Below are 19,002 nucleotides of genomic sequence, written 5' to 3' on the forward strand. Positions count from 1 at the left end.
TTGGATTATTATCTTACAATAACAATAATATAAGTGGTTTTTAGGCTGTTTTCCATAATGGTCAAGTCATTTCATTCAAATCATGATTCATGGAGATGTAAATGGCTATATAACGATCCAGCTCTTGGCTGACTTTTATCGTCTGTTCACTGTCTAGTCCTTCACTTAAACCAATCATGACCATTTCTTCTCTTAGGATTTCAATTTGATTTTTTATTTCAAATGGACATAATTTTATCGATGTCACAGAATCACTTCCATTTTTAACATCATTACACATATAATTGTAATGATGTTAATTATATACAATATACAAATAGTATAAGTATTTAGTCAGGTGTCATCAGTGAAACTTCTCACATTAATAGGAATTTGATCGTATCATTACTAGGTCTTAAGATAGGATGACTCTACTGATATCTAGATTAGGAGTTGAAGGTTTTGAGTGGAACTTTTGCAAAATGCTATGATTTTTTTATGAGTCCTTTAGAAAATAGAAAGTTTAAGAGAATTCGGAGTGAGCTGCTTAAAGACGCGAGGGGAAAGGTACTTGAACTAGGTTCAGGTACCGGGGTTAACTTTCCTTTGTATTCGAACTGTGATTCAGTTATTGCGATCGAACCGAGTCAACATATGATAAACACTTCCCTCACTAAACGGAAATTATCATCGGTTCCGATTGAAATTATTCAAGCGAGCGCAGAGAATCTCCCGTTTGAAAACCATACATTTGATACCGTGGTGGCAACTTTGGTTTTCTGCACAATCCCCAATGTTGACAAGGCTATTAACGAACTAAAGAGAGTGTGCAAACCAGACGGGAAAATCCTGCTGTTTGAACACGTAAAGATGGAAAACCCTGTGCTTAGCAAAATGCAGGAAAACTTAACTCCATTTTGGAAAAAAATATGTGATGGCTGCTGTCTGGATCGAGAGACATTAAGAAAACTTACCAGTTATGACCTGAAAATAGAGAAAGTCGAATATATTTATAAGGATCTCTTTGTTGTGGCTGTATTAAAAAATAGTCAATAAAAAACCTCAAATTGCTTTGAGGTTTTTTTACTGTGATCTCCGTGCGAAGTCAACAAATCGAAATTTGTCCGGCCGATGCCTGGATTCAGTATATTGAAATAGGGATGCGTCCTCCAGATAAACATAGTTTTTAATCACTACGATATTGTGGAAACCATCTAAGTCTAAAAATGAACGATCTTCTGCACTTGGTTCCTTGACGATAATTTCCTTTTTCGCAAAACTTATCTTCAAGCTTAGTTCATTTTCCAAGTAGGCATAAATAGAATCAGCACAAATTTCTTCTGTAATGGAGGGAACATATTTTGCTGCTAGAAAATCCTTATCGAGGATAATTTTCTGGCCGCCAATTTCCCGGGTACGAACGATTTTCCATACCTGCTCCTTGCCTGTAAGCTGAAGCTGCTGCTTGATATAAGCATCCGGTTTAAGGATGAGAGATAACTCATTTACAATCGTTCGTGGTTTATTTTCCATTTTTTCTGCTAATTCTTTAAAGCTAACCAAGCCTGAAACTGGAAAATCAAACTTATTAATATCAATGACAATAGAACCTTTTCCCCTTACTTTTTGGATAAAGCCATTTTGTGCAAGCAGATTTAACGCTTTTCTAATCGTTTCTCTAGATGTTTGATACTGTTCCTTCAGTTCATTTTCAGAGGGGAGAAGAGAGTGCGGAGGGATTTCTCCACTTTTTATTTGATCCACAATCTGATTAAAGATAATTTGAAACTTGTTTGTCATAAAAATCTCCCATTATTTTTTCAAATGATAAACAATGGACTCGTAAGGACGTAACTGTATATCCTTTGCAAGTAGTGCTGAGTCCTCATAATTTGAGAGTAACACACCATATGCCAAGCTTTCAATTTCTAGCTCCTCTGGGAGAGTATAGGTCAGATTGTTCCCATAAAAATTATTAATAACCAAAAGTATGTCATGTTCTGTTTTCCTGACAAAAGCAAAGATCGATTCATGGTCTTTAGAAATCCATTCAAAATCCCCGTCGGTAATCACATCATATTCTTTCCGTAATCGTATGAGTTCCTGATAATGATAAAACACTGAGTCTGAATCCTTCATAGCATTTTCTGCATTAATTTCCTTGTAGTTATTAGCTGTATGGATCCAAGGAGTACCCTTTGTAAATCCAGCATGAGCGTTTGCATTCCATTGGACTGGAGTTCTTGAATTATCACGAGATTTTTGTTTTAATATCTCAATAATTTCTTGTTCTGCCATACCATCGTTTTTCTTAATTTCAAAGATATTAAGAGACTCGACATCACGATAATCCTCAATTTTATCAAAATTCGGATTCGTCATTCCGAATTCTTCACCTTGGTAGATATAAGGGGTTCCCTGCATCATATGAATAGTTGTCGCAAGCATTTTGGCTGATTCTTTGTGATACTTCTGATCATCACCAAATCTAGAGACTACGCGCGGCTGATCATGATTGCACCAGAAGAGGGCATTCCAGCCGCCGCCTTTATTCATTTCTACCTGCCATTTTGATAAAATATTCTTTAATGCTTGAAAGTCAAAATCAGCTTTCGTCCATTTGTCTCCATTTGGATAATCCACTTTTAAATGATGGAAGCTAAATGTCATGTCAAGCTCTTCTTCACAAGGATTTGTGTAGCGAATACAGTTATCAATAGAAGTAGAGGACATTTCACCAACCGTCATGATGTCATACTTTGAAAATACCTCTTGGTTCATCTCATGAAGGTACTCATGGATTCTAGGTCCATCTGTATAAAACTTCCGTCCGTCACTTTCATCCTGAGGAAACCTCTGATCCTTCGAGATTAAATTAATAACATCTAGTCTAAAACCATCAACACCTTTTTTCAGCCAAAAATGCATCATTTCATATAAAGCTTCACGGACTTTTGGGTTTTCCCAGTTTAAATCTGCCTGGGTAACATCAAATAAATGGAGGTAGTACTGGCCAGTGCTTTCATCCCATTGCCATGCGGAGCCGCCAAATTTTGATTCCCAGTTGGTAGGAGGGAGGCCGTCTTTCCCATCTTTCCAAATATAAAAATCACGGTATGGATTGTCTTTTGAGGATTTTGCTTGTTTGAACCACTCATGTTCAGTGGATGTATGGTTGATGACTATATCCATAATGATCCTGATTCCGCGCTTGTGTGCTTCTGTAAGAAGCTCATCGAAGTCATTCATCGTACCGTATTCTTCTTGAATATTGTAATAGTCGCTTATATCATAACCATTATCACGCTGGGGAGATTTATAAATTGGAGTGAGCCAAAGAACATCGACACCAAGCCCTTTTAAGTAGTCGAGCTTCTCGATAATTCCCTGAATATCGCCGGTACCATTACCGGTCGTATCATTAAAACTTTTTGGGTAAATTTGATATACTACTGCTTTTTTCCACCATGATGCTGTCATGCTCTACACCTGCCTATTTTTTTTGAGACACTAATAATGAAAAGGAGGGAGATGGTCTCCCTCCTAAATTGGAGTTTTATTTTTTAAAAGAAAATTTGTTCATGCCTGTTTTTGCAAAGACGATTGTTAAAATGAATGGAATTACTATTGCAACCAACATCGCTATTGCGAACATTGACATGTGCTGTGACTGGATGGAAAGGAATCCAGGAAGACCACCAACACCAATGGAATAAGCCATTACATCACTACCTACAGAAATTACTGCGGCTGTAAGAGAGCCGATCATGGCTGCAAGGAATGGGAAGCCGTATTTCAAGTTAATCCCGAACATCGCTGGCTCTGTTACACCAAGGTAACAAGAGATTGCTGCCGGAATGGATACTTGTTTTTCTTCCTCATTTTTACGATTGATAAAGATCATCGCAAGAACAGCAGAACCTTGCGCAATATTTGATAAAGCAATCATTGGCCAAAGGTTAGTTCCGCCAAGCTCTGACATTAATTGAAGGTCAATGGCATTTGTCATATGGTGTAAGCCAGTGATAACAAGTGGTGCATAAGCAAAACCAAAGATAGCAGCAAACAACCAGCCAAATGCAGAAGTTAAACTTGTATATACAACATCTGATACCCAAGTACCAATGGTCCAACCGATAGGACCTAAAACAGTATGTGCAATCAATACTGTAGGAATTAATGCTAAGAAAGGTACAACAATCATAGAGATAGCATTTGGAACAATTTTTCTAAGTCTTAATTCTAAGAAAGAAAGAACAAATCCGGCTAAAATAGCAGGGATTACTTGAGCTTGGTAACCTATCATTTCAATTTGAGCAAAGCCAAAATCCCAAGTTGGAATTTCTTCTGCTCCTGCAACGCCATAGGCATTTAATAATTGTGGAGATACTAAAGTAATACCAAGGACAATACCAAGGATTGGTGTTGCACCCATTTTTCTAGCAATAGACCAAGTAATACCGACTGGGAGGAAGTGGAACACTGCTTCACCAATTAACCAAAGGAAAGCGTGAACACCCGCCCAGAATTGTGAAACTTCAACAATTGTTTTCGTTCCATCTTCCAGCAATTTAATATCACCAATAACATTTCTAAATCCTAGGATTAAACCACCCACTACAAGGGCAGGAATTAATGGTGTAAATATATCTGCAAGATGAGCCATCATTCGTTGCAGCCAGTTCATGTTTTGTTTTGCAGCCACTTTTGCTTCATCTTTAGTTGCTTCACTAACACCTGCAACTTTAACAAAATCATTATAGAAGGTAGATACATCATTTCCGATGATTACCTGGAATTGTCCTGCTTGGGTAAAAGTTCCTTTTACAGGTTTAATAGCTTCAATTTTTGATACATCCGCTTTGCTTGGATCGTTTAATACAAAACGCATTCTTGTCACACAATGGGTAACGGCAGCAATATTTTCTTTACCCCCAACGTGTTCGAGCAGTTCTTTAGCTGACTCATTGAACTTCGACATGATATTTCCCCCTGTTTAAATTGGATTATCCAATTCTATATAAAATTATTATTACCTTGTATTTACAGATGGATGTATAGGAACAATTAGAACCTTTGACATGTATATACAAGTTATGTGATTACGTTTACATTCTAACTTGTATATACAGGAGTGTCAACATATTAATTTTATTAAATAACTTTAAGGTTAAATAAGGATTTACTTATTATAGGAGGTAATATTACAAACTGGTAACTTTTTAACTTTAACGCTTTAAACTGTTGAAAGAATTTTCGGAAAATGTTAAGATAAAGGTGTTTAAATTCTTCTGAGTTTAGACCTCCTAAAACTGGGGCTTAGCCTTGACCACTAAGCTCATCTTTTGCCTTTGACATTTGCTCAAAGGTATTTTTTTGTCTTTTGAATAAAGTCTCTATTTTCGTGAGAGACTAATCTATTGTTGCTGATTTAATTATTTTAGGAGTGAGTGTACTTATGAAAGGTCAAATTACGCCATATTTATCATTTGAAGGAAATGCGAGGCAGGCTTTGGAGTTTTATAAGGAAGCATTAGGAGGAGAAATTACAGCAGTTCAAACATTTGGGGAAGCAGACTACCCAACTCCGCCTGAAGCAGCAGAAAGGATTATGCATGCCCAGCTAAAAAAAGGGGACATCTCTATTATGTTCTCGGATACCTTTCCAGGTCAGTCCGTTGTGGTTGGATCAAATATTTCACTAACTCTAGAACCAGAAAGTGAAGAGGAAATTCAAAATTTATACGATGCGCTAAGTAAAGGCGGTAAGCGGCTTAACGAGCTTGAGGATACTTTTTGGGGTGCGAAATATGGAAGAGTTCAGGATTCATTCGGGATAATTTGGGAATTAAATTACCAAAAATCATAATAACATTAGCAAAAAGCACTTTTTGAGTGCTTTTTTATTTGCAAAAAAAAAGAAAGTGGTGGGGCCACTTTCTAAAGGAGGTATTGTATCATGGGTTAATAATAATATATGTACATCGTTGTACAGGCATGTAGTGAACATGTCCATTTTTACAATTTTTTTTACTCTAAAAATCTATTTTTCATTTCCAAGGACGGAAGCATACAGGAATCCTTTTTACCAAACCATTTGTATCGATTTTTCGCCACTGAGTCATATAGGAAATCTCTAATAAGAGGAGGGATGACCTTCAAGATGATTAGGTACCTCCAATAACCATCTAAGGATCTAGAAATGCGCAGGGCCGCACTTGATTTTATATAAACTTTCTCATTTTCTATAAGTATGATACTGTCAATTTTCTTGCTAACACCATATTTGTTTAAAAGCATCTGCCCCGTTTCACTTTGAAGGGAAGCGAATTTAAAATAACCTTTGGTATCTCGTTTGATAATAAATTGGACTCCACTATGACAAAGGTTACACACACCGTCAAATAATATGATACTTTCCATATGCCACCTATTTCCTTGTTATTCGTCTCTTCATCCATTATATTAAAAATTTCACAATAAGGCTTAAAAAAACACAATTTTTTTGAGACTCTGAAATTCTATCGTTATAGTAAGCTTATGGAGATCATGTAATAGCTGTTTAAAGGACGAGGTACAAGAAACTATTGTTTTACACGTAATGTACAAGTGAATTAGGATGCAAAAGAGCACGTGTACACACGTGCCTTTTTTTAATATTAGGATAGTACCAGTGGCACTTCATCAAATCCTTGTGTTTTTTTAAATTTCATTTGGTGTTTAAAATTGGTTAATGCATCTGATGGATCAAGGTTGGTAAGATTTAATGAATTGAACGTCACTTTATCATATTTCACTGAGAGAATGACCACTTTTTCTTGATATCCCGTCGCCGTATTTAGTCTGTCTTCATATGCATGAACAAACACAAGAGATACTGGTAATAAGGCAAACATGTCTCTTGCTATTCTTAAAGCGCAGCTGCTGACATAATCCTGATAAAGATCATAATAGGTTGTTTTAGAGAGATTCTTTTCTGATAATTTTCCGGTTTTTGTCTGCGATAATGACTTTTGTGGGACTACATTATGTGCATTAACATCAAATGAAACATGTATAACATTTGGATCCTCACTGCCAAACTCGAAACCACTGCCAAATTCGACTAAATCGTCAAGCGGATTAAATTCTTGGATTACCTCAAAATAAGCATCTATGTCTCGATTTAGTATCCTGCCAGCAATATTATGCATATAATTCCAATCGTCCAACAATTCTTGATCCATTAATTTAGATTTTTCAATTTCCTGATACAGCTGCTGCATTTTTGCTTCATCTTTATTGAATAAACGGTCTAAAAAGCCCGGACGGTAGGATTGTTGTTTTTGTCTCGCACTACTTGTGTTCGGTCCTTCTTGACCTGGCTGGAAGGGAGGGGAACGATGGAAGACCTCCTGCCAATCAACGGGATCATCAGATTCATGATGTATGGAGCGTATTTGATCAAGCTTATTTTCATAAAGATCGACCTGAAAACGTGCATACTCTAACTCCTGCATCTTTTTCTGTTCTCTTTGAATACGTGCTAACTCATTTCTCCTTTGATAGGCAGGGGTTTTATAGGACTTAGAGCTGGATGAACTTGAATAATATAACCCAGAACCAGGTATCCCAACAGTTGTTGTCCGCCGTCCGCTGCTATTTACAGAATATCTTAGGCCTTTCCCGCCGACACTAAGTCCAACACCCTTTTTTCCAACATTCACTCTAACACCCGGCGCTATTTTAAAACTCTTACGAAAATTTAATCCCATCACAATTCCCCCCACAAGTGACTTGTCTACTAAAAGTATGTCACTTTGTGTGGATATTTAACATTGTTGGGGAGAAATCATATTTGATTCGTGGGGGAATGAAATACTGGCGGATGGGTGGATTTCCTCGCGGATGGCCAGATTTTACTGCGGATAGCCAGATTTACTCGCGGATAGACAGACTTTACTCGCGGATGGCCAGATTTTACTGCGGATAGCCAGATTTACTCGCGGATAGACAGACTTTACTCGCGGATGGCCAGATTTACTCGCGGATAGACAGACTTTACTCGCGGATAGACAGACTTTACTCGCGGATGGCCAGATTTACTCGCGGATAGACAGACTTTACTCGCGGATGGCCAGATTTACTCGCGGATAGACAGACTTTACTCGCGGATAGCCAGATTTACTCGCGGATAGCCAGATATACTGGCGGTTAAGCCCGGCTTACTAGCGGATAAGCCGACTTACTGGCGCATAGCCAGATTTACTAGCGGATAAGCGCAAATACTCCCACATACCCAGCCAAGTATACCACCTAAAAAAGACCCATCTCAATTAAGAAACAGGTCCTAAAAGATTACATATACAATCCAGCCAAAAAGATCCCAAGCGTATCTTCATAGATTTCGTCAAATTGGGAGAGTGGGAGTGGGTTGGTTCCTTTGCCGAGCTCGACCGTAAATCCAGGCCTTCGCCAATCTTGAATGAACCAATCTTTATACCCCGCATAACTCTCAATCGATTTCACAGGCTGGTACCCACTGACTCTGGCAAACTCGTTAACAAGAATTTCAGATTCTGGTGGTTCAAGGTTTTCGAATCCCCAGTAAATGACTTGACCCTGGGTGTGAAAGGCCAATACTCGTGAAAAATCTCTCCTTCTTGTAAGATCCGCCATTGCGATGGCTTCAGGCTCAGATAATGGCCGTTCACCTACATAATCCCGCGGACCAGGCTGGCCAGGATTCCTTGCTTTCTCTAATTCCCAGCGTGCAGGAAATTGGTCATTCAAATCGACACCTCTAATATTTGCTTTCCAGCCTGAGAAATCAGTACTGCCCCGATTAAGTTCAATCACTCTATTTCTCCATGTTTCATTATCAGGGGGGCCATTTAACACTAGACTAACACCATCAGGATTAACCATTGGCACAAGAGAGAGCAGCGTTTGTTGGTATAAAGGGGAGGGAGATAACCCACGAATGGAGCTTCCATTTGTAAGCGATAAACAATAGTCATTTAAAAACGTCATTAAGATAGGGGTCGTAATCCATTCATTTGCATGAAAAGAAGCATTATAATGAACCCTTTTTCCGCCATTGCCAATTAGCACTTCGGGAATCCTATTGCCTAATACTGAATTCCCAGCGTTAGTTAAGCGAAGGAAAGGGTAAACATTTTGCAACCGAGCAAGATCATTCATCATTCTGCTGAAATCATAATGCTGCCTTCCTTCTACAAGTCTCCAGGTTATCCTTAGCGGAACCCAGATATTTTGCCCGATACTCAATCGATTTGGATTTACATTGGGGTTAGCTAAAAGGAGTGCATCAAGTGAAAGATTACGACTTTGGGCAATCCCCCAAAAAGAATCGCCACGTCTAATCTGATAATTCTGAGCAACAAAGCCAGGAATTCGAATCCGTTGTCCTGCTGCGAGCTGGCTGGGTTGAATATCGCGATTAGAATCGACAATCAGCTGAAGGTTTATTCCATACAGCTGGCTGAAATACCATAAAGAATCTCCTTGTCTCACATAGATGTCCATGTAATCCTCCTGATAGTCATAATGGTTTTACTAAAAATGTATGCATCCATGGTGAGCCTTTATGTAAGTTATCATGCATTTTAGGATTATACGAACAAATAAAGAGTGTCTTAGACACTCTGTGGGTATTTATTTGGAACACAAAATTAATGTTTACGTCATGTGGACGGTTTTGATATGGTGTAGGTTTAAAAAGACCGGATTTCCTTTGGCTGTGACTAGTTCAATGAAGTTATTTTTTATTCCCATAATCTTCCCCATAACATTCTCATTTTCTCCTATATTAAATACAATTAATGTCCCGATTAATTTTTCAATCTGGACTTCAAAAGAACGTGCGAAGGTTATGTTAGATGGATTTACTGGCAGGTTCGCGTTGCTTAAACCATAAGGACGCTGGTTGTTGGTATACGGAATTAACCATTTTAAGTGATTGAGGGAGATAAACATCGTTTTATAAATAGGGGAGTAAAATACAAAATAATTATTCATGATGCTAATAATGTAACCGTGAATGGCCTGTTTACTGGTCACATATATTTCTGTGAAAATACCCTTTGCTGCCGTAAGGGTTTTTCGTAATGAAATTTCTTCATTCGGGCTAAATATAGGAGATTGATCTTCTGATAGAGTAATGATTTCATCGATTTCTTCCTCTTTTGGAAACTTCCAATTTTGAATATGAACGGTAGGGATATATAAATAATCATAACCATTGTACACAACCCACAAATCACTGCCGATGTCTATTAAGATTCCGTTGATAGGCTTATTTCCTGATATTTCTAGTTTTATATAAGTGCCAATATGGTCTTTTATTTTCATTTCATCACATCCTTTCTAGTAAAATGATTCTACAATAAGAGCGGGCTGCATAAGTGAATCTACTAAGATAGATGCCCAGCTCTTTATTGTAAAATATCTGATGGGTATTATTCGGCACAGGAATAAAGATTTTTGGTTTACGGATTATCATTTGCTGTCATAAGGTTGAGGAGTGATTAGATACGTTTTTGTGATTGATTCCGATTTGGCCAGCCAGAGAAGATGGACCTGCGGTCAAAATCACGCATTGCTGGTTCACCAGAAAAACGTGATGCCCCAACTTCTTGTGCCCTAGGTTTTTTATTTTCTTTTTTACTTTCAACTTGGTTTCTGTTATTCTTTTCTACTTTTATTAAAGGATTGGTCTCAACCGTTTCTTTTACTTGTTTCACTTTATTCATTAATTCTTGTGAAGCTTTTACTTCTTTCGGTGCAGCTTCAGATTTCTTTGTCTCCCGTACAGGCTGTTTTACTTGGGCTCTTTTATCCATTGTGGCACCGGTTGGTTTTTGTGAATTTTGTTTATCCTGCTTAACAATATTTTGAATGACAACTTCTGATTTTTTGTTTTTCAGGTCTTCTTTTGGCATTTCCGTTTTTGACCATTTGCTTTCCATTTGGCTGTTTTGTCTTACCTGTTGAGGAATGCTCTCAATGTTTGCATGTTGCTTTTTATCATCTTTTCCCATTTTAAAATCGTCGTTAATCCTTGCAATTGGCATCGAAGTTTTAATAGGTTCTGCCCAGACTCTTTGTTCCGTTTCAGGCTGATTAACACTTACTTTTGGAGAGACAACTGCATCATTTTCAATTATATTTACTGCTACAGGCTGCTCTGGAATGGATTCCTGTTTATTTGATTTCGCAAAAACTTGGTTTTCCTCATATTCTTCTTTTGTATCCTCTATTTTACTATCAGAAACAGCTGATTCCGTTTCATTGTTGTTTTCTTCTTGTTTTTCTTCTTTTCGATAGCCTTTTAATATATTAGAAATGTGAGAGATTTTGATTAAAATTCGATTTTCTCCATTAATCAACGTTACAAAGTCAGTATCGACAATACTCAGAACACCATCAAATGATTGCTTATTCAAGCACAAAATAGATACCCATGAATTCTTTAATGAGCTTAATAAGTCCGCCAAACTTTGAGTTTGCATAAATTCAGTGGTGATTTCCTCACCTTTGTATTGTTTTGTATTTTTGGTTATTGCCTGAATTTTGTCAATGCTATAGTAGTAGACGTATTTATTTTCATCTTCAATGATGATGTGATCTGTCTCTACGCCCATTAATTTCCCTTTTATAATTTCTTCACCAACATATAGATTTACATTAAAGCCTTTTAGTAAATCGACAGTTGATGAAAAATTATCTGATCCCATTCAAACTTCCTCCTTAGGGTAAATTTGTCGCTTCTCCATGGAGAAGCGACAAGAGTTCTAATTGTCATTGTCTTACTTGAGAATTTTCTGCACGGACAACCCGTTGTCTAACAACCTGTTTTTCCGTTTGAGACATAGTGTTTTCTTCAGAGCCTTGATCTTTATTTTCTTCTTTGCTTTCACTTTCGATTTTTAATCCATAACTAATATTTCGGATATGCCACATGGATACGCGGACAACTTCTTCTTTACTGATTAGCGATACAAAATCTTTGTTTATTTCGCTAATAACCCCTTCTAATTTTTCCGGACCTCCACGGTTAATTCTTACCCACTGGAATTTTAGGTTTTCTAAAAGACCTTGGAAGCTATCGGCTTTTTTAAACTCGAAATTCTCCGGAACCTCAATTCCGATATCCATTGTGTCCTTTGAATTTTCAGTTACACTTTTGACATGGTGTGTATTGTAATAAAGCACACCATCATCTTTAGTCAAGAGTACAAGATGGTCATCAAGAACGGCCATTAATTTTCCAATTCTTGATTCTGGGCCTCCTCTGTCAACCTTGATCGTCTTCCCCACTAAAGACTTCCACATGTCGTTATTCACAATATTTATCCTCCTTTAAATAAATAAACTTTTACACTGCATTTATATGTGTCATGGTGTGATGTTGTACTAAACGACGAGCCTTTTTTCTTATCTTTTTGAAAAAATAGGCAAAAAAAAAGTATATGAAATTCATATACAGTATAAAAAAGGTCATAAAAATGCCAGTTCTTTTTTCAAATATCCATTTCTTTTCATAATAAACCTGAGAATTACATCTATTTCCTTATCAAAATATTCCTCGTCCATACCTATATAGGGATCCGTCCTAATAAACGGCTTCAATGTTTGAAATTGTTCCTCAATAATTGGTTTTAAAACATCCACATTAAAGTGATTTTCTAATACGGAAGACATGATTTCTTTGTATCGGGTTCTATATGGGTGAATATGGAGAAGCCTTCCTGTCAGGGTATTGTACCCGCTAATGGGAACAAAATCATGTTCCAGCTTCCTTCCATGAAGATCTCTTCCCCAGGTCCCATCATAGTCCCAAGGGGTAATTTCAAGCAGGTTGTTTTGTGTATTTAGGTAGAGAGCATAGTTATGGATAAAGCCATCAAAGTTCTGTGTGCATACCACACCAGCAAGCCACTTTAGGTATTGCTCAATATTTAGGATCTTTGTGACTTCTTTTTCAAACTCCTCATTTGGAAAGGTGTTAATCATTTCAATGAAGTCTTCTAGCAGAGATAGATCTTTTGGTTCTCCATATTTTAACGTATAACCTTCATCTAAACTGGTTTTTAGTTCGTTCTCAGGAGAGAGTAAAGAAAAATTCGCAAAATAATTGGTAGCATAGATAATGGGTCCGTTTGGAAGATTTCTCTTTTTCAAAAGGTGTTGATCAAAAGATTCCAGTTCCAAATAAATTCCTTTACAAAAACCATTTATATAGAGAAGTACGTGTTTAGAATGCGGAGAAATTACACCAATAGTGTCAAAAAAGTCAAGAGAGAGCTTATTCCGGCTCAGTGAAATATCATCGTATTCTGCATTAAGATGAATCTCATGAGCACCATCGACGAGATAAGGATTTTGAAAAATAATATTATAGGACTTTTTCTTCTTTTTCCTAATGACATTTCCCCGATAGGTGATTCCGATCTTGTATCGATTATCACCAATTTTTAAGACTGCAGGGAAATGCTCATCCTCCCAAATATCATCTTCCAATTTCTGAAGCCATTTTGGATTAATGAAGATTTCGTATTTTAACACGTAAATACTCCTATACATACATTTTTTCTAGATAGTATGCAGCATTTGTATTGATTGTGCAGTACAAACATCCAGTATTTTGGCTGTGGACAACTGTGGACACGTAAATAATTGTGAAATCAATTTTAAAAAATAAATGTTTGTCTATATCAAGTACCACTTTCTTGCCATAAATTAGAAGTGAAAATATTTTTTATGGAAAGTGGTGGAAAACCCAGATGATGAAGGACATGAATCAGATGCTGTCAAAGGCAAAGGATAATGGCGTCGTTTTATTTCTAAATAATAATCCAGATGAGAAACAGGATAAGAAATGTTTCTGCGATGGTTCAGATTCTAGCGGAAGTAAAGGCAGCAGCGGGTCAGAGGGAAGTCGGGGAACTAAAGGAAGTAAAGGGTCACGCGGCAGTCATGGGTCTTGCGGAAGCAGTGGAAGTAAAGGGTCTGGCGGAAGCAAAGGAAGTAAAGGGTCTGGCGGAAGCAAAGGATCAGGCGGCTCTGGAGGAAGTAGAGGATCTAAAGGTCCTAAAGGTCCTAAAGGCCCTAAAGGTAAAAAAGGTCCTAAAGGCCCTAAAGGACATAAAGGCAAACACCGTTCTGGCGGCAGCAGGGGATCCAAAGGTTCAAATGGGTCAGGCGGAAGCAAAGGATCTAAAGGCGGACACGGCTCTGGCGGCAGTAAAGGATCTAAAGGCGGACACGGCTCTGGCGGTAATAAAGGATCTAAAGGCGGACATGGCTCTGGCGGTGGTAAAGGATCTAAAGGCGGACACGGCTCTGGCGGCGGTAAAGGATCTAAAGGCGGACACGGCTCTGGCGGTAATAAAGGATCTAAAGGCGGACATGGCTCTGGCGGTGGTAAAGGATCTAAAGGCGGACATGGCTCTGGCGGTGGTAAAGGATCTAAAGGCGGACACGGCTCTGGCGGTGGTAAAGGTTCCAAAGGCGGACACGGCTCTGGCGGTGGTAAAGGATCTAAAGGCGGACATGGCTCTGGCGGAGGATATGGTTACGGCGGTAAAGGATCTAAAGGCGGACACAGCTCAGGTGGAAGCAAGGGATCCAAAGGCGGTAAAGGTTCTGGTGGTAGTAAGGGGTCCAAAGGAAAACACGGGTCTGACGGCAGCAAAGGATCCAAAGGCAGCAAGGGCTCTGACGGCAGCAAAGGGTCTAAAGGCAGTAAAGGATCACACGGCAGCAAAGGGTCCAAAGGCGGTAAAGGCTCACACGGCTCCAAAGGTTCTAAAGGCAGCAAGGGCTCTGGCGGAAGCAAAGGGTCTAAAGGCAATAAAGGCTCACATGGTTCCAAAGGGTCCAAAGGTGGTAAAGGCTCGCACGGCTCCAAAGGTTCTAAAGGCAGTAAGGGCTCTGGCGGAAGCAAAGGGTCCAAAGGCAGCAAGGGCTCTGGCGGAAGCAAAGGGTCCAAAGGCAGTAAAGGCTCTGGCGGAAGCAAAGGGTCCAAAGGCAGTAAAGGCTCTGGCGGAAGCAAAGGGTCCAAAGGCAATAAGGGCTCGCACGGCAGCAAAGGATCAAAGCACAAAGACTAAATATCCCAAACCGGTACTTGTGCAGTACCGGTTTTTTGTGTCAGAAACCAGATATAGAAGACAACTGTCTATAGAGGAAGACACTAGGCATTCGCTTAGTAGCAAAAAGATAGGCATTAATCCAGCCAATATTCTAAAAAAATTTCTAGATACCTGCTGATTTACATAAATTCAAGATATTCGTTTAGTTCAAGCCCCTATGATACTACGTATGATAAAGCAAAGGACAAGAGAAGACAGTAAAGGAGAATTTTTAGAATGAAGCGATTATAATTGAAAGGAGAGAAATAACCTATATGTATCATCCAACGACGGTGATCATTACCATATTTGCTTTTTTTCTGACAATGGTTATGATATTTATCCGTCCGAAAAATATGAATGAAGCAATTCCAGCAACGATCGGAGCAATCATTGTCATGCTAAGCGGCAGCGTTTCGCTAACTGATTTGCTGGACATAAGCTCGAAAGTAACAGGTGCAGCGGTAACGATAATCGCAACCATCGTTATGGCCATTGTACTGGAAAGTTTCGGCTTCTTTAGATGGACGGCAGCACTAATGTTAAAAGTATCAAAAGGATCAGGAATCCGGTTATTCTGGTATACATTATTATTATGTTTTTTAATGACCATGTTTTTTAACAATGATGGCAGTATTCTCATTACCACACCCATTCTCATCCTAATCTTTAAAAACATCGGTTTAAAGAACCGGCAAAAGATTCCCTATTTATTAAGCGGTGCCTTAATCGCAACTGCATCTAGCGCTCCCATAGGTGTAAGTAACATTGTAAATTTAATTGCTTTAAAAATTATTGGAATGGACCTGTATTTACAAACAGCGATGATGTTTGTTCCCGCCACCATTGGACTAATTTTCCTGGCCTTTCTGCTCCTCCTCGTTTTCAAGAGGGACATCCCTAAAGAAATCCGACTTCATTCCTATACCTTGCCATTGTTAAATAACAACCGTTTTCATCCACTGCAAAGAAAAAACGAGGATATGTTTGAAAAACAAAAGAAACTCATGATGCAAATGCTTATCTTTGTATTTCTCGTCAGAATCAGTCTCTTCGTTGCATCATTTTTAAACATTTCTGTTTCATTGGTAGCTGTTCTCGGTTCTATCATTTTATTAATCTGGCGATGGATCCATTTAAAGAAAAATCCAAAAGACGTGTTAACCAAAATACCATGGCATATCTTAATTTTCGCTTTTAGCATGTATGTTCTAATATATGGTTTGCATAATATTGGATTAACCACCATGATGGTAGATCATCTAAGCTCCATCGTAAACGGCAGTTTACTCCATGCGAGCGTAACCATGGGAATTATAACAGCGTTTCTATCCAATATTTTCAATAACCACCCTGCCTTAATGGTTTCAACACTGGCATTAACAGAAATGGGGTTACAGCCGTTATTAACCCAGACCGTCTACTTAGCAAATATTATCGGCAGTGATATCGGTTCCTTAATTTTGCCCATCGGTACTTTAGCAACACTATTATGGATGGATATCTTAAAGAAGAATAATATAAAAATAACCTGGCTGGAATATATCAAGGTGACCATCATCGTCATTCCCCCAACATTAGTCTTTACCCTCATAAGTTTATATCTATGGTTACTGCTCGTCTTTGTTTAAAAATCAACGAAAAGGATTCACCTAAAGGGGAATCCTTATTTTTCTTGTCAAGATATGGTAAATATTTCTTTTAAAAGAACATTATGTAAGTTAAAATAGTGGTTGTATCTTTGTAAAAATTGATGTAAAGGGGAAATTGTTTTGCTTGACGTTAAATGTTTGTCAAAAAAATATGGAGATAAAACAGTGGTTGATCAATTATCATTCTCAGTTTCTTCAGGGGAAGTGTTTGGACTGCTCGGAAGGAATGGAGCAGGAAAGACAACTACCATCAAAATGATGCTTGGACTGGTTACGCCAGATGAAGGCAGCGTTATGTGGAGACGTGAAAATGGGCTCAAGGGGGCTTCATTTGGTTATTTACCAGAGGAAAGGGGCTTATATCCGAAAGCAAAGGTTGCTGATCAACTTTCGTATTTTGCTAGATTAGAAGGGATGAACAAGCAGACTATTAAGAAAAGTGTCGATTATTGGTTAGATCGCTTTGAGATTGCTATGTATAGAAATAAGATGGCAGGAGACCTCTCGAAGGGAAACCAGCAAAAAGTTCAATTGGCAGCGACATTAATACATAACCCAGACCTTATTATACTTGATGAACCCTTCAGCGGGCTTGATCCGGTTAACACCAATCTCCTTACTGATGTAATTTTAGAAGAAAAGCAAAAGGGAAAAGTGATCATCATGTCCAGTCATCAAATGGAACAGGTAGAGAAGTTCTGTAAAGAAGTTGTTATCATGAAAGATGGCCACGCATTGCTAACTGGTGACTTAGATGAGATTAAGAACTCATATGGTTTAATGTATTTGTCTTTATATGGTGATATTGATAGAATCATATCTTTTTGTCATGTTCATGGGTACGGATTTGAACAAGAGGAGAAAAGAATTATCATCCCATTAAAGAAAGAAGAAGAACCTCTCACGGTTTTGAGTCATTTAAGAAATGAAGAAATTTCAATAACTGAGGTCACTTACCTGCAGCCGACTCTTCATCAAATTTTTGTTGAAAAGGTGGGTTCGTAAGATGAATGCACTATGGACTGCTTATCAATTTCATATCCGAGAACAAATCCGTACAAAAGGATTTCGAATTACATCAATTGTTATTTCCCTATTAATCCTTGGCTATTTTGCCTATAACCATTTTTCCTCAAATGAAGAAGAAGTTTTGGTTACAGTTATCAATACCAGCTCTTATAGTATTGATGAAAAAGGATTAAAGGAAAACATTGAGGGGTTAAAACTTACAACCAAAGAATTAAAGGATTCAGAGAAAGAAAAAGAAAAAATTAAAGAACAGGACCTTGATGATTTAATTATTATTGAAGAAAAGGGTTCCGTCCCAGTAGTAAACTATTTTTATCATCGCAGACCTGATCCGACTGTTTTATTTTCCTTCACCACTCAGCTGCAGCAGCAATATTTGGTGAAAGTTTCAACAGAACAAGCCTTATCACCTGAAGTGATGAATCAATTATTTCAAAGCATACCTGTAGAAGAAAAAATGTTAGCAGAGAACAATGGCAGCCTCGGACTTGTGTATGTATTTATTTTCTTAATGTACACCTTTATCCTCATGTTTGGGCAAGGTGTTGCGATGAGTATTACGGGTGAGAAATCCACTCGGGTGATGGAAGTAATGATTACGAAGATTAAGCCAATTTACATGTTATTTGCAAAAATCCTCTCAAGCTTAACAGCCGGTTTAATCCAAGTTTCAGTATTCTTCCTTTCAGGCTATCTCGCCTACCTCATTGGATGGATCAACAAAGAGCAATTTGACATCGTTGGATTTACGTTAGATCTATCTCAAATAAATGCGGGATTAATTATTGCCTTTATCTTCTTTTTTGCATGTGGCTACTTGATTTACGCCCTTTGTTTTGCGGCACTTGGTTCAGTCATTTCTAGAACTGAGGACTTAGGAAGTGTAATGGGACCGGTTATGGTTCTTGTGGTTGGGGCGTTAATGGTAGGGATCAAAACCATGATGGATCCTACGGGAGGACTTGTAACCTTTTCAACGTATTTCCCATTCTTTTCACCGATTGTGGCCTATTCCAAATTTGTAATGGGCGAAATAAGCACACTTGAGTTAATAATTAGCGGCGGAGTTTTAGTTATTTCAATTGGGTTGATTTCTTATGCTGCTGCCCGAATTTATGTTAAAGGTGTAATGGTTTACGGAGAAAAATTCAAGTGGTCTCATCTGAGCGCCATGTTAAAAAAATAGCAAAACCAAACAGAGCTAA

17 protein-coding genes are annotated in these 19,002 nt (G+C 38.2%); 6 read left to right on the top strand and 11 right to left on the bottom strand.

Going from position 1 to position 19,002, the window contains the following annotated elements:
* Positions 1-61: 61 nt before the first annotated feature.
* Complete coding sequence (locus tag SFC47_RS12420; protein WP_411254610.1) at positions 62-247, bottom strand: aspartyl-phosphate phosphatase Spo0E family protein; 186 nt, start codon at positions 245-247, stop codon at positions 62-64.
* A 194-nt stretch (positions 248-441) separates the two neighbouring features.
* On the opposite strand from SFC47_RS12420, the gene SFC47_RS12425 reads away from it, so the two are divergent.
* The gene (locus tag SFC47_RS12425; protein WP_411254611.1) at positions 442-1,035 is read left to right on the top strand and encodes a class I SAM-dependent methyltransferase; all 594 of its coding nucleotides are present in this window, start codon (positions 442-444) and stop codon (positions 1,033-1,035) included.
* A 27-nt stretch (positions 1,036-1,062) separates the two neighbouring features.
* Here SFC47_RS12425 and treR read toward each other — a convergent pair whose 3' ends face one another.
* From treR to treP, 3 genes are all read right to left on the bottom strand, one after another.
* Entirely contained in the window at positions 1,063-1,779 is a 717-nt protein-coding gene (treR, locus tag SFC47_RS12430) for a trehalose operon repressor (RefSeq protein WP_411254612.1), read from the bottom strand.
* A 12-nt stretch (positions 1,780-1,791) separates the two neighbouring features.
* The gene (gene treC / locus SFC47_RS12435) at positions 1,792-3,459 is read right to left on the bottom strand and encodes an alpha,alpha-phosphotrehalase (RefSeq protein ID WP_411254613.1); all 1,668 of its coding nucleotides are present in this window, start codon (positions 3,457-3,459) and stop codon (positions 1,792-1,794) included.
* 76 nt (positions 3,460-3,535) lie between these two features.
* A complete protein-coding gene (gene treP, locus SFC47_RS12440; RefSeq protein ID WP_411254614.1) occupies positions 3,536-4,960 on the bottom strand; it encodes a PTS system trehalose-specific EIIBC component in 1,425 nt (474 codons plus the stop codon).
* A 477-nt stretch (positions 4,961-5,437) separates the two neighbouring features.
* On the opposite strand from treP, the gene SFC47_RS12445 reads away from it, so the two are divergent.
* Complete coding sequence (locus SFC47_RS12445; RefSeq protein ID WP_411254615.1) at positions 5,438-5,848, top strand: VOC family protein; 411 nt, start codon at positions 5,438-5,440, stop codon at positions 5,846-5,848.
* 161 nt (positions 5,849-6,009) lie between these two features.
* On the opposite strand, the gene SFC47_RS12450 is transcribed toward SFC47_RS12445, so the two are convergent.
* The 7 genes from SFC47_RS12450 to SFC47_RS12480 form a co-directional block, all read right to left on the bottom strand.
* Positions 6,010-6,402 (bottom strand): thiol-disulfide oxidoreductase DCC family protein, encoded by a 393-nt coding sequence (locus tag SFC47_RS12450; RefSeq protein ID WP_411254616.1) that lies wholly within the window; start codon positions 6,400-6,402, stop codon positions 6,010-6,012.
* A 236-nt stretch (positions 6,403-6,638) separates the two neighbouring features.
* Positions 6,639-7,733 (bottom strand): DUF4236 domain-containing protein, encoded by a 1,095-nt coding sequence (locus SFC47_RS12455; protein WP_411254617.1) that lies wholly within the window; start codon positions 7,731-7,733, stop codon positions 6,639-6,641.
* A 583-nt stretch (positions 7,734-8,316) separates the two neighbouring features.
* A complete protein-coding gene (locus tag SFC47_RS12460; protein ID WP_411254618.1) occupies positions 8,317-9,507 on the bottom strand; it encodes a M14 family metallopeptidase in 1,191 nt (396 codons plus the stop codon).
* A 153-nt stretch (positions 9,508-9,660) separates the two neighbouring features.
* Entirely contained in the window at positions 9,661-10,332 is a 672-nt protein-coding gene (locus SFC47_RS12465) for a DUF2642 domain-containing protein (RefSeq protein WP_411254619.1), read from the bottom strand.
* A 176-nt stretch (positions 10,333-10,508) separates the two neighbouring features.
* Positions 10,509-11,717, bottom strand: a complete 1,209-nt coding sequence (locus tag SFC47_RS12470; protein WP_411254620.1) for a hypothetical protein — start codon at positions 11,715-11,717, stop codon at positions 10,509-10,511.
* A gap of 64 nt (positions 11,718-11,781) precedes the next feature.
* Positions 11,782-12,327: a hypothetical protein gene (locus SFC47_RS12475; RefSeq protein ID WP_411254621.1), complete on the bottom strand. Its 546-nt coding sequence runs from the start codon at positions 12,325-12,327 to the stop codon at positions 11,782-11,784.
* Positions 12,328-12,480: 153 nt separating this feature from the next.
* Entirely contained in the window at positions 12,481-13,548 is a 1,068-nt protein-coding gene (locus SFC47_RS12480; protein ID WP_411254622.1) for a CotH kinase family protein, read from the bottom strand.
* Between the two features lie 218 nt (positions 13,549-13,766).
* Here SFC47_RS12480 and SFC47_RS12485 point away from each other — a divergent pair, with 218 nt between their 5' ends.
* The 4 genes from SFC47_RS12485 to SFC47_RS12500 all read left to right on the top strand — a co-directional run bounded on the left by SFC47_RS12485 (position 13,767) and on the right by SFC47_RS12500 (position 18,983).
* Positions 13,767-15,095: a hypothetical protein gene (locus SFC47_RS12485; protein ID WP_411254623.1), complete on the top strand. Its 1,329-nt coding sequence runs from the start codon at positions 13,767-13,769 to the stop codon at positions 15,093-15,095.
* A gap of 296 nt (positions 15,096-15,391) precedes the next feature.
* Entirely contained in the window at positions 15,392-16,747 is a 1,356-nt protein-coding gene (locus SFC47_RS12490; RefSeq protein ID WP_411254624.1) for an arsenic transporter, read from the top strand.
* 159 nt (positions 16,748-16,906) lie between these two features.
* A complete protein-coding gene (locus tag SFC47_RS12495) occupies positions 16,907-17,773 on the top strand; it encodes an ABC transporter ATP-binding protein (protein WP_411254625.1) in 867 nt (288 codons plus the stop codon).
* A 1-nt stretch (position 17,774) separates the two neighbouring features.
* Positions 17,775-18,983, top strand: a complete 1,209-nt coding sequence (locus tag SFC47_RS12500; RefSeq protein ID WP_411254626.1) for an ABC transporter permease — start codon at positions 17,775-17,777, stop codon at positions 18,981-18,983.
* The last annotated feature ends 19 nt before the right edge of the window (positions 18,984-19,002 follow it).

Source organism: Neobacillus niacini, assembly GCF_046591715.1.
GTDB classification, from domain to species: Bacteria; Bacillota; Bacilli; order Bacillales; family Cytobacillaceae; genus Neobacillus; species Neobacillus niacini_L.

Coding starts and splice junctions, on each gene's coding strand:
- treR (WP_411254612.1), bottom strand. CDS start 1,779: ATGACAAACAAGTTTCAAATTATCTTTAATCAGATTGTGGATCAAATA.
- treC (WP_411254613.1), bottom strand. CDS start 3,459: ATGACAGCATCATGGTGGAAAAAAGCAGTAGTATATCAAATTTACCCA.
- treP (WP_411254614.1), bottom strand. CDS start 4,960: ATGTCGAAGTTCAATGAGTCAGCTAAAGAACTGCTCGAACACGTTGGG.
- SFC47_RS12445 (WP_411254615.1), top strand. CDS start 5,438: ATGAAAGGTCAAATTACGCCATATTTATCATTTGAAGGAAATGCGAGG.
- SFC47_RS12450 (WP_411254616.1), bottom strand. CDS start 6,402: ATGGAAAGTATCATATTATTTGACGGTGTGTGTAACCTTTGTCATAGT.
- SFC47_RS12455 (WP_411254617.1), bottom strand. CDS start 7,733: ATGGGATTAAATTTTCGTAAGAGTTTTAAAATAGCGCCGGGTGTTAGA.
- SFC47_RS12460 (WP_411254618.1), bottom strand. CDS start 9,507: ATGGACATCTATGTGAGACAAGGAGATTCTTTATGGTATTTCAGCCAG.
- SFC47_RS12465 (WP_411254619.1), bottom strand. CDS start 10,332: ATGAAAATAAAAGACCATATTGGCACTTATATAAAACTAGAAATATCA.
- SFC47_RS12470 (WP_411254620.1), bottom strand. CDS start 11,717: ATGGGATCAGATAATTTTTCATCAACTGTCGATTTACTAAAAGGCTTT.
- SFC47_RS12485 (WP_411254623.1), top strand. CDS start 13,767: ATGATGAAGGACATGAATCAGATGCTGTCAAAGGCAAAGGATAATGGC.
- SFC47_RS12490 (WP_411254624.1), top strand. CDS start 15,392: ATGTATCATCCAACGACGGTGATCATTACCATATTTGCTTTTTTTCTG.
- SFC47_RS12500 (WP_411254626.1), top strand. CDS start 17,775: ATGAATGCACTATGGACTGCTTATCAATTTCATATCCGAGAACAAATC.